Origin of the sequence: Clostridium sp. AF21-20LB (assembly GCF_003478795.1) — a bacterium.
GTDB classification, from domain to species: domain Bacteria; phylum Bacillota; class Clostridia; order Lachnospirales; family Lachnospiraceae; genus Otoolea; species Otoolea fessa.
Genome location: NZ_QUGD01000011.1, coordinates 1 through 13417 on the forward strand (window position 1 = coordinate 1; position 13417 = coordinate 13417).

Consider the following 13417-nt stretch of genomic DNA (forward strand, 5'->3'; position numbering starts at 1 on the left):
AAGCCAGCGTATGGGTTAAATCATATAATTCTGTTGATTTTCATTTCTTCTTTTTTCATGATCATTGCCTTTCCTGAAATTCAATTTTTTCTATTATTATAAATAGATTGTTTACTTTCACTTACTTTGTTCCTGTCCGGATGTAATACTTGTCGTCTCAGAGCTAGTTTCAGCTTTTACTGTTCTTGCAGTCTTCGCAGTTCCCCTACTCTTTACGCTTCTGCTTCGCGACACTTTCTCTGCATTTTGGTAAAACACAGCAACCGCATCAAATGCCGGCCGCAGCCCATACGTATTTCCCATATGAACCGCATTGTAGGTGCGTCCGATAACGAAGCGCTCTAATTTCTGCATATATTCATCCGGTGTGATGCTGCCCTCTGCCACATAGGTCAGACCTTTTTCCCAGCTTGCCGTCAGCTCCGGGTTGAGAAGCTGCTTCATGGAGGTGTGTACGACCTCATAAATCAGTTCTCCCAGATAGGTCGGCGTGATGACCTGCGTTTTTTCGTTGAGCGCCATGTATTTGATGTTGAACAACTTTTTCAAGATCTCCGCGCGGGTTGCACTCGTTCCGATGCCGCTGCCCTTGATCTGGGCGCGCAGCTCTTCGTCTTCGATAAGCTGACCGGCATTTTCCATCGCCAGAATCATCGAACCGGAGGAATAACGCTTCGGCGGAGATGTCTCGCCCTCTTTGATCTGCAAATCATCCAGTGACACTTTCATCCCCTTTTTGAGCTGTTCCAGCATCTGGATAAACTCTGGGTGGGACGCGTCAATTACCTTTGGCTGGCTGCTGTCTGTTCCATCTGCTTCTCTTGCCGGATTTTCCGCATCATTTCCATCTATACCTGGTTCAAGGCGGTTCGTTCTGCCGACACTTTCCCCGGCAGTGTCCTTTTTCTTTTTCGGAATTTCCGCCACCTTGAGATATCCCGCTTCTTTCAATACTTTGAAACCGGCAAAGAAATGTTCACCTTTTACCTCAATCTCAACCGCATATTTCTGGTAAACCGCCGCCGGATAAAAGATGCTTAAGAAACGGCGCACAATCACCTGGTAAATCTTGCGGTTCAACTCCGGGAGACTACGCAGCGCACCGAGTCCCTGTCCGGTCGGTATGATTGCGTAGTGATCGGTAATCTGCTTATCATTGACATAACGCGTTTTTGCTATGTTCTTCCACAGCCCTGCCTGCATCGCCTCCGATGCAAATGCCGCCAGCGGCTCATAATGCGTCAGACCGCCGATATTTTTGCTGATCTCCTTCGCCACCGCCGTTGAAAGCACACGCGCGTCCGTTCGCGGATAGGTAACCAGCTTTCGCTCGTACAGCTCCTGCACCACTTTCAGGGTCTGATCCGGGCTGATTTTAAACATTTTAGAACAATCATTCTGGAGCTCCGCCAGGTTATAGAGAAGAGGTGGATTTTTGGTTTCCTTTTTCTTTTCCACTTTTAAAATGGTTCCCTGCGAAGTATTATATACGCCCATTAAACCCGCGTCCACTTTTTCTGCGTCGCTGACCTCTGACTGCATGACTCCCGAATTTTCGCTTCCATTCTCGCGTTCCCACAGCCATGCAATCAGCGCCTCCGCGTCCTTTCGCTCCTTAAAACCATTTTCCTTATACAGACACGGCGTTCCATAGTAACGGCTTCCTTCCACCGCCCGCCATTCGCCGTCAATCGAGATACCTGCCGGTCCAAATGTACCGATCACGCGGTAAAATGGCGTTTTGACAAATTCCCGTATCTCCCGTTCCCGGCGGACTACCATGCCGAGGACACAGGTCATGACGCGTCCGACTGAGATCACGGTCCGGTCAGAACTTCGCATATAGTTAGAAACAGATGGTCCATATTTCAACGTCAGTGCGCGGGAAAAGTTAATTCCCATCAGATAATCTTCTTTTGCCCGCAGATATGCCGAATCCGCCAGATGATCGTATTCGGACAGATCCTTCGCTTCGCGGATGCCGCGCAGAATCTCTTCCTCCGTCTGTGAATCGATCCAGACGCGCTTCTGTTTCTTGCCCTGCACGCCAGCCATCTGCGCGACGAGGCGGTAGATATATTCTCCCTCCCGTCCCGAGTCGGTACAGACGTAGATTGTATCTACATCCGCCCGGTTTAAGAGACCGCTCACGATTCCAAACTGTTTCTTCACGCTGTCGATAACCTGATATTTCCATTCTTTCGGGAGAAATGGAAGTGTCTCCAGACTCCAGCGCTTATATTTCATATCATATACTTCCGGATAGCTCATCGTGACCAGATGTCCAACACACCAGGTCACAACCGCATTTTCCGATTCAATATAGCCATCCGCCGAGCGCCCATTTACCTTGAGTGCATTTGCGAACTCACGCGCCACGCTCGGTTTCTCGGCTATAAATAACGATTTTGCCACGTTGTTCTGCTCCTATCTTACTAATTTCGTCACTGTTCACGCATACGTGCCCAGTAACCTAATTTCCTCTAATTACTTTTCCGCTTCGGCGTCCACTCCGCCAGAATCGCCGCCGCAAACATCAGCGCACAGCCAATTAGCATCCGCAACGTCAGCTCCTCATGCAGCAGCCAGACAGAGAACAGGAGTCCAAACACCGATTCAAACGACAGTAGAATCGAGGATGTGCTGGCGCTCAGATATTTCTGCCCCACTGTCTGAAGCAGAAAACAGAGCATACTGGATGCGAGTCCCAGATACAGCATCGAAACTGCTACTCCCGGCAGTGTAAATACTTCCGGATGGAACGCTCCTTCCGTGAGAAGCCCCAGCACCCACGAACACGCCGCCGCTGTTCCCATCTGCATGACCGTCAGGCGGATCGGAGTGCAGTATGCCGTGAAGCGATCCAGAAAAATCATATGAACCGCAAAGCAGATGCCACACACCAGCGTCAGGAAATCACCAAAATTGACCGACAGATCGCCTTTCAGCGATAAAAGAGCCAATCCCACAACAGCAAATCCCGCTGCGACCAGGTTATTTGCCTTCGGGCGCACATGATTAACCGCCCATGCCAGAAACGGCACGATCACCACATACAACGTCGTAATAAACGCATTTTTACTCGCGGTCGTGTATTTCAGCCCATACGTCTGAAAATAATAACTGACAAATAGAAACAATCCCGCCAGTGCGCCGCATTTAAACTCCTGCATCGACATTCCCCGGATCTGTTTCCAGAAAAGAGCCGCCATTCCAAGCGCCGCGATCGTAAACCGGTACGCCAAAAGGTATGTAGGTGTGATCGCGTCCATCGAATTTTTCATCACAACGAACGCGCTGCCCCAGATAATTGTTACAAATAAAAGGCTGGCAGATGCCAGCACTTTTACTCCCTTGTTGTTTGTCTCACTCATGTCAATCTCTATCCTATGTCAAAATGATCACAAATCAAATACAAATTTAAACCGTCATAAATTTGTAACTGGTCGTTGTATCGTATTTCTCGCCCTTTTTCACGATCGGGGATGCAAATCCCGGCATGTTGACTGCGTTCGGGTAATACTGCGTCTCAAAGCAGTATCCCTGGCGTCTCGCATACTTCACGCCGCCCTTACCCGGAACCTGTCCGTCCAGGAAATTGCCCGTGTAGAACTGAACTCCCGGCAGATCGGTGTATACCTCCATCTTGCGCCCGCTCTCCTCGTCGATCGCAGCCGCCGCCAGACTGAATACGCCTGACTCATGGTTGAGAATCCAGTTATGATCGTAGCCGCCGCCCAGTTTTAACTGATCGTAATCCGCTTCAATATCACGTCCGATCGGCTTGAAATCCGAGAAATCCATCGGAGTCCCCATTACCTTGCGGATCTCACCGGTCGGGATCAGCACCTTGTCTACCGCCGTGATCGCATCACTGTCAATGTAAACCATCTGTGAAAGCGCCGGACCACTCTCATGGCCTGCCAGATTGAAATACGCGTGGTTTGTCATATTAAAAATGGTATCCTGATCGCAGGTCCCCTCGTAATGAATCTTTACTTCATTTTCATCTGTCAGCGTGTAGGTCACACGGATCGAGGCATTTCCCGGATATCCCTGATCGCCGTCCGGGCTTTCCAGTGTAAACGAAACCTGATTAACGCCCGTCTCATATTCTGCCGCCCAGATACGGTTCCGGTAAAAATCCATGCCGCTGTGCAGGTTGTTCGGACCATCATTCGCCGTCAATTCATATTTTTTATCATTTAACGTAAACACCGCGCCGCCAATCCGGTTTGCATTTCGTCCAACAGCCTCGCCCAGATGCCCATCGCTTACCAGGCAGTCTGCTACTGTTTCATGTCCCAGCAGGACATCCGCCATCTCTCCGTTCCGATCCGGCACCAGCATCGTGGACCAGATTGCACCCAGATCTAAAAAGGATGCAGAAACTCCATTCTGATTCGTCAATGTATAACGGCTGACCTCTCTGCCATCTTCCATTGTTCCAAAGATTGTCTTCTCAACCATGCCAAATCCCCCTTAATTTTTAGAATCCGAAAAATATTTTTCGCATTTTTTATGCTTACTTATGTCAGAATAAATCTATTTAACTTTTCAAGTCGAACGTCCGTGAGACTTGGCGCGTGATTCTGGTCAGCGAAGCTGACATATTCCTATCAGAATCACTGTGCATCCTCGCGGAGCGTTTATCTCAGTCGGAGACAAGGCTTCCACTGAGACAAATTTGCTATTACTCACCACCTGAAGAGGTGGGAGTCTTCTCGACTGAGATAAATAGCTGATTTATTAAGTATACAATACTTTTCCCCTCATGCACACCCATTTTTTCCAAATCCCATTATAAAAATTTAAAGATTCGTTACTGTTCACACATGTGTGCCCAGTAACAGGCTTTTGCCGATGCTTCACATTCCAAATCGGCAAAAGCTGCAGCCAGAACTGTATCTTACGGAATTTTCAGTTCAGAAAATTCCCACCTGTGAACAATTACCAAGATTCCATTTCAGATAAAAAAGAATGTTCCTTGACGCATCACGCGGAGCATTTTTTGTGTCTTAAGACGAAGTTTCCTATGGCACAAACAAAAACTGCCGTTCCGGACAGAGTCAGCCATCGTTTTTTAACAGCCTCTCCGCCACTGGGCGGCAGTTCTTACTTTTATCAGTTTTAATTTTCTATTTCACGGATTCTCTGAACAGATTTCTCTATTTCGCCTGGATATATCCCTGTGCGGTCAGAAGCTCTGCACACAGTACCGCACCGCCGGCTGCGCCGCGCAGTGTGTTGTGGGAGAGGCCTACAAACTTCCAATCGTAAACTTTGTCTTCTCTCAGACGGCCAACAGATACGCCCATGCCCTTCTCATAGTTGACATCCAGCTGTACCTGCGGACGATTATCCTCCTCCAGATACTGAATGAACTGCTTCGGTGCGCTCGGAAGCTCCAGTTCCTGCGGAAGTCCCTTGAAATTAACCAGCTTCTCGATCAGCTGCTCTTTGGTTGGTTTCTTTCTGAACTTTACAAATACGGCTGCTGTATGTCCGTCCAGAACCGGTACACGGATGCACTGGCAGGTAATCACCGGCTCGGATGCCTTCACGATCTCGCCGTCCTTGATCTCTCCCCAGAGACGAAGCGGCTCCTGCTCGCTCTTCTCCTCCTCACCGCCGATGTACGGGATGATGTTGCCTTCCATCTCCGGCCAGTCTTTGAACGTCTTGCCAGCTCCGGAGATTGCCTGATACGTCGTAGCTACTACCTCATATGGCTCAAATTCCTTCCATGCAGTCAGAACCGGTGCATAGCTCTGGATGGAGCAGTTCGGTTTTACCGCTACGAAGCCTCTCTTGGTTCCCAGACGTTTTTTCTGGAACTCAATCACCTTAAAGTGCTCCGGATTGATCTCCGGCACTACCATCGGAACATCCGGTGTCCAGCGGTGTGCGCTGTTGTTGGAAACAACCGGTGTTTCTGTCTTTGCATACGCATCTTCAATCGCACGGATCTCTTCTTTTGTCATATCTACGGCGCTGAACACGAAATCAACTTCGGATGCTACCTTCTCGATCTCGTTTACGTTCATAACGGCCATCTTCTTCACACACTCCGGCATCGGGGTCTGCATTTTCCAGCGTCCGCCGACTGCCTCCTCATATGTTTTTCCTGCAGAACGCGGGCTTGCTGCCAGCGCAGTAATCTCATACCACGGATGATTTGCCAGAAGCGTGATGAAACGCTGACCTACCATACCAGTTGCTCCCAGAATGCCTACACGTAATTTCTTTTCCATGTTCATCGTTTTTCTCCTCTTCTGACAGCGGCTTTTTCAGCTTCTCATGGCAGGATGGAGTTTGGATAGGAAGCTCCTGCTCTGCAACACGTTTTCACTCTGCCGCTGTAATTCTTGTCTATCCTATAACAAAACAAACAAAAAATCAACATTTTTCCGCAAGAAAAATACATTTGTACGTCACTCGCGTACATTTGATAAATTTATAACGTCTGTCACGGATTTAACGATGTTTTAACTCAAAATAGGTTCTTCTAAGCTAAGTATTCCGCTGCAGCCTTCTCAATCCCATCCGGGTACTGCGTCCGGTAGCTCTCAAAATCAAGCCCCCTTGCCGCAATCTCTTTTCCAAGTTTGACTAAGAACGACGGATCTCGCTCTCAAACATCGTGCCAAGCTCACGTCCCATCGTCTCTTTTCCCTGTACCTCATTTCCGCCCAGATAAAATACAAATGCCGGCTGTGCCTTGCCATCTGCCATCCGCACGCCGCCGCGGAATCCCATCGGTCCGGTCTGGTGGGTACCGCAGGAAGACGGACATCCGGAAATATGAATCTGCGGAAGTGCGCCGTCCGGGATCTGTGCCTCCCCGACCGCCTTTACACACGCCTGTAACAGAGCCTGCGAATCGCGTGCACCAACCTGACAGATCGACGCACCGATACAGCTTACCGATGTCTCAAACTTTGTCTGAGCCGTCTCCTTCGTCGCCTCCAGAATCTTCTCTGCTTCTGCTCCGGTCAAATTAATGATGTACGCAGTTTCATCCGGTGCCAGGCGAAGCTCTGTGCCGTCAATCGTCTGCATCAGTTCTCCCAGGGCTGCCAGCGTCTCCGGGCGCGGCTGTCCGCCAATCGGATGCCAGATAACCGTATAAAGTCCCGGCTGTTTCTGCTCCAGCACACGTTCTCCCGACGCGCTGCTTCCATCGCCTGTTTTGCTCTGCTTTTCTTTTATTCCTGCCGCTGCCATCACTTCCTCGCGGGAAAGATCCAGCTGCTCCCCGGATGCCAGTACCTCCTGAAGCTTCTCCTGATACGCCTTCCGGTAATTTTCCGCTCCGCCGAGCGCTTCCTGCATATACCGGGTACGCGCTTTTCCGCGGTTTTCGTAATTGCCATATGCCCGGAATGTCAGCCACATCGCCTTAATGTAATAAAGAATCTTCTCCGGCGCAACGCCCTCGGCAACTTTAACGCCAAACTGCGGATTGTTTCCCAGGCCGCCTGCACTGTACACATCAAACGTTCCGTCCGGACAAGCCGCAAATCCCAGATCGCGGTAGGTCGCGTGCGTCACATTCGCCGGTGAATTAGAGAAACAGACCTTGAGCTTGCGCGGCATCTTTTCCGCATTGATAAAGGTCATCAGATATTCTCCCGCCGCCTTCGCCCACGGCATAACGTCGAAATATTCGCCCTCTTCCACGCCGGAAAGCGGAGAACACATCACATTTCGCGGAAAATCCCCGCCGCCGCCCATCGTCACGATCCCGGCATCGAGTGCCTGCTCCATCAATTCACAGACTGATTTCTCATCCAGATTGTGAAACTGCACACTCTCACAAGTCGTAAAATGTACCATATTTACCTGATATGCACGGATTGCCTTTGCGATAAATGCAAACTTCTCCTTCGACACACATCCTGCCGTCATACGCAGACGCAGCATGCTCGCCGCGCCGCCTTTCTGTGCATAACTGCCATAACGTCCTGAAAAGCCCTTATATGAGCCCTTATCCATCTTTCCTGCATAAAAATCCCTCGTTTTTTCACAAAACTCCGGAAGATCTGTTTTCCACTCCTGTGGAGCAATTCCTATCATTGTTCTCTCCTGTTTTCTCTTCAAATTGTAACTGTTCAGCACCTTCACAGTCACGCGCAAAAATCCATTAAAAATTGCCTACGGCAATGGGATTTTTGCCTGCTGGTCCTTGTTTTCGTACGGTCAGCGCAGTAAATGCGCAGACCTACTGAACAGTTACTTCAAATTCTACTTTTACCAGCTTAACTCTTACACCAAATCCAGCGCCACTTCCATCATATTGGTAAACGTCTTCTCGCGTTCTTCTGCCGTCGTCGCCTCTCCGGTCACTGCCGAATCCGATACGGTCAGGATACAGATCGCATTTGCGCCCGCATAGGCAGCGTTGCTGTAAAGTGCCGCCGACTCCATCTCCACTGCCAGCACGCCCATCTGCGCCCAGCTAGTCCCGGTCGGCTCAAGCGGCGGGTTGTAGAACATATCGGAACACAAAATATTACCGACATGATATTTTAAATTTCTCTTTTTCGCAGACTCAACCGCCTTTTCCAGCAGCTCATAGCTGCACACACAGGAATAATCCCCCGGCAGGCGGAACTGTTTTACATAGTTGGATGTCGTACAGGAGCCCATCGCGAAAATAAGCTCGCGCACCTTTACCTCCGGACGCAGCGCACCGGCAGTTCCGATCCGGATCAGATTCCTGCATCCATAAAAATGAATCAGCTCATACGAATAAATTCCCATCGATGGACAGCCCATGCCGGTTCCCATGACAGACACGCGTTTGCCCTGATAATAGCCGGTATAACCGTACATATTTCTCGTTGTATTGAACTGTTTTGCATCCGTCAGAAAATGTTCTGCGATATACTTTGCCCGCAGCGGATCCCCCGGAAGCAGAATCGTCTCTGCAATCTCGCCCTGCTTTGCCCCGATATGAGGGTCGGTGTGTTCTGAAGTTCAGCCATATGAAATACCTCCTTTTTTTTGTAATTGTTCAGTACCTTCACAGTCACGCGCAGACCTACTGAACAGTTACCTTTTTTTCTTTCTGTTTGATTCTAGCTTCTCGCCCGGCTTCCCTTGCCATCGCGGTGCCCTATTTTCAAACGGCTCAAATGAACCGGTTTTTCTTTATACATAACGATCGGATCGTCCTCAGTGCCGTCCAGCAGATGGATTGTCTCCAGCGACTCGGTACGCCCCAGCTTGATGCCGCGCACACCTTTCGCATTCTTCTTCATCTCCGATATCTCCTCGATCGGGAATCGCAGGAAGATACCGCTGGTCGTCTGGATGACCGCCTCTCTCATGCCGTCCGCCGGCTGTACCGAGAGAAGCATATCATTCTCCTGCAGCTTGGTCGCCGCCACTGTCCGGTTATTTGTCTCAAACTCCCCGCCCGGCACGATCTTGATCATCGCATCCTTCGTTGCAAATAATAGCTTCTGTCCCTTTAACTGCGTCACATTCACCACACAGACCGGACGTTCTTTGGTACCATCAAATTTACTCAGGTTATCGATCGGCACACCCTTATCGCGCAGCTTTCCAAAGGGAATCTCAGTCACCTTCACCTGATGGAATGCACCCAGATCTGTAAACAATCCTATCTTATCCGTCGTATGGCACGGCAGTACATACACATTCTCCGTGTCCACTGTCTCCCGGTTCCGCTCGTAGATCGACGGTTCAAGAATCTTACAGTATCCAAACTTGTCCAGCACGAACACACCCGGTCTGGCGCTCTCCGCCGCCTCGTCATATACTGCCTCGCGTCCATCCTCGATCTTCGTCCGGCGTTCCACCGCAAACTCTTCCTTGATTGACTGCAGATCTTCTTTAATCACCTCGTCCATCGCCTCACGGCTGCCGAGAATCTTCTGATATTCTTTGATCTTTCGGAGTGTCTCTTTGTACTCTTTCTGGAGTGCTAAGATCTCCAGGCCGATCAGCTTGTAAAGACGCATTTCCAGAATCGCAGATGCCTGTTTTTCTGTAAAATGAAGCTTCTTGGCATCTTCCTCAAAGCCCGGTGTGCGGAACTGGATTTTGGAAATATCGCCCTCCATCAGGCAGGCTTTTGCATCCTTCAGGTTCTTCGAACCGCGCAGGATCGCGATAATCAGATCGATGCAGTCGCAGGCTGTGATCAGACCTTCCTTGATCTCCTTCTTCTCCTGCTCCTTTTCCAGAAGCACCTGATACTTGCGGGTATTATTTTCATACTGGAAATCCAGGTAATTCTTTAAGATTCCCTTTAAATTCAGCGTCTCCGGGCGTCCATTCGCGATCGCAGCATATTGACACCGAACGTATCCTCCAGTTTTGTCTTTTTATACAAAATATTCTGGATTTTTTCAATATCCGCGTCTTTCTTGAGTTCCAGAACAATCCGGATTCCTTCTTTATTCGATTGGTTGGAAATATCCACCACATCGGCAAGTTTCTTGAACTCAACCAGATCTGCGATATCCGACAGACATTTATTGATGCCAGCGCCGATCATCGTGTATGGAATCTCCGTGATCACCAACTTGTCCCGGTCAGAACGGCGTTTTCCAAGCTCCACCTCCATCCGGGCACGCAGCTTGATGCGCCCCGTTCCTGTCTCATAGATCGCCGGAAGTTCACTCTTATTCGCAATGATGCCGCCGGTCGGGAAATCCGGTCCCTTTAAGACGCTCAGAAGCGCTTCCGTCTCCATCTCCGGCTGATCGATATACGCCATCACCGTATCGATGACCTCGCCCAGATTGTGCGGCGGAATGCTGGTGCTCATGCCGACCGCAATTCCTTCAGCACCGTTGATCAGCAGATTCGGCACGCGGACCGGCAGAACCTCCGGCTCTTTCTCCGTCTCATCGTAGTTCGGCACAAACCGGACGGTCTTGTCCAGATCCTTTAAATACACTTCCTCCGCAAACTTCTGGAGACGCGCCTCCGTGTAACGCATTGCCGCCGCCCCGTCGCCCTCGATGGAACCAAAGTTCCATGTCCGTCTACCAGCGGCATTCCCTTCTTAAAGCTCTGGGAAAGCACGACCAGCGTCTCATAGATCGAGCTGTCGCCGTGCGGGTGGTATTTACCCATCGTATCACCGACGATACGCGCTGATTTCCGGTGCGGCTTGTCATGCCCCAGATGCAGCTCCCCCATATCGTAAAGAACGCGGCGCTGTACCGGTTTCAAACCATCCCTTGCATCCGGGATGCGCGGCCGTGATGACACTCATCGAGTAGTTCATATAGCTGCGCTGCATTTCCTCTGAATATTCTGTCGTAATGATCGTTTCAGCCATTCTATTTTCTATCTCCTAAATTCCTGTCATATACTTTCATAATCGTAACTGTTCAGTGCCTTCACAGTCACTCATAATCTTTCTATTAAGCATCTATCTCCGCCTCATCCGCGTGATCGTAGATAAACTGCCGTCTCGGCGGGACGTCGCTTCCCATCAGCATCTCCGTGATCTCCGACGCCATCCGGGCATCCTCGATCTCCACACGCTTGAGCACACGGTTCTCCGGGTTTAACGTCGTCTCCCAGAGCTGTTCCGCATCCATCTCGCCCAGACCTTTGTAGCGCTGCAGGGTAAATTCCCCTGTGTGGGTTCTGCGGTAGCGCTCCAATGCTTTCTCATCGTATAGATACTCTTCTTTTCCCTTTTTCGGAATCACCTTAAATAACGGCGGCATCGCAATATATACGTGCCCGTTCTGAATCAATTCCGGCATAAAACGGTATAAGAAAGTCAGAAGCAGCGTATCAATATGGCTTCCGTCCACATCGGCATCCGTCATCAGGACGATCTTGTGGTAACGCAGCTTCGCAATATCGAAATCATTGCCATATCCTTCCGAAAAGCCGCAGCCGAACGCATTGATCATCGTCTTGATCTCGGCATTCGCCAACACCTTGTCCATCGAAGCTTTCTCCACATTTAAAATCTTGCCCCGGATCGGCAGGATCGCCTGATAGCGGCGGTTTCGTCCCATCTTGGCTGAACCGCCCGCGGAATCTCCCTCGACAATGAAAATCTCACACTTCTCCGCCTCGCGGCTCTCACAGTTTGCCAGCTTTCCGTTGCTGTCAAAGGAAAAACGGGATTTCGTCAGCATATTGGTCTTGGCGCGTTCCTCTGCCTTCCGGATCTTTGCAGATTTCTCCGCACAGGCGATGATCGCCTTCAACACCTCTAAATTCCGATCAAAATAAAGCTGCAGCTCGTCCCCTGTCACGCTGAACACCGCTTTTGTCGCATCGGCACTCGCCAGCTTTGTCTTAGTCTGCCCCTCAAAGATCGGATCCGGATGCTTGACCGCCACAACCGCTGTCATGCCGTTTCTCGTATCCGGTCCTGTAAATTTTGTATCTTTTTCCTTCAGGATTCCCAGCTCTTTCGCATAGCTGTTGATCATCTGGGTAAAACGCGTCTTAAAGCCCGCCAGATGCGTGCCGCCCTCCTGTGTGAAAATATTGTTGCAGAAGCCGAGTACATTTTCCTCAAATGCATCGACAAACTGGAACGCCACTTCAACCTCGATCTGGTCGCTGACGCCCTTAAAATAAATCGGATCATGAATCGGCGTCTTCGTGCTGTTCAGCTCGCGCACATACGCCACGATGCCGTCCGGCTCCGAATAAGTCACCTTTTCAGCCTCGCCTGCCCGCTTATTCTCATAAAGAATCGTCAGCTTCGGGTTCAGATATGCCGTCTCATGCAGGCGGCTCTTGAGCCAGTCCGCCTTGAACCGCGTTTTCTCAAAAATCTCCGGATCCGGCAGGAAATTGATCTCCGTTCCGGTCTCTCTTGTCTTTCCAACCACCGGCAGAAGACCATCGATCAGTTCAACCGTCGGGATGCCGCGCTCATACGCATCGTGATGGATCTGTCCATTTTTATATACATTGACCTCCAGATGCGCTGAGAGGGCATTGACAACCGATGAACCGACACCGTGCAGACCGCCGCTCGTCTTGTACGCATTGTTGTCAAACTTGCCGCCCGCGTGCAAGGTCGAGAGCACAATCCGCTCCGCTGCCATACCCTTTTTATGCATCTCCACCGGAATACCGCGTCCATTGTCCCGGACGGTGCAGGAGCCGTCCGCCTCCAGTGTCACGCGGATCTGGGAACAGGCACCCGCCAGGTGCTCATCGACCGAGTTGTCCACGATCTCATAGATCAGGTGATTCAGTCCCTTCGTTCCCACACTTCCTATATACATACCAGGACGCTTACGGACAGCCTCCAGCCCCTCCAGGACCGTTATGCTGTCCGCATCATACTGTGTTTTACCCATAGATTCATTCCTCCTGTGCCCGACCTGGGAATAATATTGGCTGCCATTTACACGTGTGATGCAAACGGCAGCTTTTATTTCACAGGTCA

At 50.3% G+C, this 13417-nt stretch carries 7 protein-coding genes and 1 pseudogene; all 8 read right to left on the reverse strand.

Going from position 1 to position 13417, the window contains the following annotated elements; translation table 11 throughout:
• Window positions 1–117: 117 nt before the first annotated feature.
• Complete coding sequence (locus DWX76_RS07390; protein ID WP_118570412.1) at window positions 118–2415, reverse strand: DNA topoisomerase; 2298 nt, start codon at window positions 2413–2415, stop codon at window positions 118–120.
• A gap of 68 nt (window positions 2416–2483) precedes the next feature.
• Window positions 2484–3374 carry a DMT family transporter gene (locus tag DWX76_RS07395; RefSeq protein WP_118570413.1) on the reverse strand — a complete coding sequence of 297 codons (891 nt, stop codon included), beginning with the start codon at window positions 3372–3374 and terminating at the stop codon, window positions 2484–2486.
• Between the two features lie 46 nt (window positions 3375–3420).
• The gene (locus tag DWX76_RS07400) at window positions 3421–4470 is read right to left on the reverse strand and encodes an aldose epimerase family protein (protein WP_118570414.1); all 1050 of its coding nucleotides are present in this window, start codon (window positions 4468–4470) and stop codon (window positions 3421–3423) included.
• Between the two features lie 698 nt (window positions 4471–5168).
• Complete coding sequence (gene asd / locus DWX76_RS07405) at window positions 5169–6254, reverse strand: aspartate-semialdehyde dehydrogenase (RefSeq protein ID WP_118468829.1); 1086 nt, start codon at window positions 6252–6254, stop codon at window positions 5169–5171.
• Between the two features lie 358 nt (window positions 6255–6612).
• The gene (locus DWX76_RS07410; RefSeq protein WP_243022487.1) at window positions 6613–8079 is read right to left on the reverse strand and encodes a nitrite/sulfite reductase; all 1467 of its coding nucleotides are present in this window, start codon (window positions 8077–8079) and stop codon (window positions 6613–6615) included.
• Between the two features lie 189 nt (window positions 8080–8268).
• Complete coding sequence (gene deoD, locus DWX76_RS07415; RefSeq protein WP_118570415.1) at window positions 8269–8958, reverse strand: purine-nucleoside phosphorylase; 690 nt, start codon at window positions 8956–8958, stop codon at window positions 8269–8271.
• Window positions 8959–9083: 125 nt separating this feature from the next.
• Window positions 9084–11323, reverse strand: a pseudogene (locus DWX76_RS07420) (DNA topoisomerase (ATP-hydrolyzing)).
• Window positions 11324–11408: 85 nt separating this feature from the next.
• Entirely contained in the window at window positions 11409–13328 is a 1920-nt protein-coding gene (locus DWX76_RS07425) for a DNA gyrase/topoisomerase IV subunit B (protein WP_118468750.1), read from the reverse strand.
• Between the last annotated feature and the right edge of the window lie 89 nt (window positions 13329–13417).

Excerpts from the sequence above, each read along its gene's own strand:
- asd (WP_118468829.1), bottom strand. The coding sequence starts at position 6,254 with ATGGAAAAGAAATTACGTGTAGGCATTCTGGGAGCAACTGGTATGGTA.
- DWX76_RS07410 (WP_243022487.1), bottom strand. The coding sequence starts at position 8,079 with ATGATAGGAATTGCTCCACAGGAGTGGAAAACAGATCTTCCGGAGTTT.
- DWX76_RS07395 (WP_118570413.1), bottom strand. The coding sequence starts at position 3,374 with ATGAGTGAGACAAACAACAAGGGAGTAAAAGTGCTGGCATCTGCCAGC.
- DWX76_RS07425 (WP_118468750.1), bottom strand. The coding sequence starts at position 13,328 with ATGGGTAAAACACAGTATGATGCGGACAGCATAACGGTCCTGGAGGGG.
- DWX76_RS07400 (WP_118570414.1), bottom strand. The coding sequence starts at position 4,470 with ATGGTTGAGAAGACAATCTTTGGAACAATGGAAGATGGCAGAGAGGTC.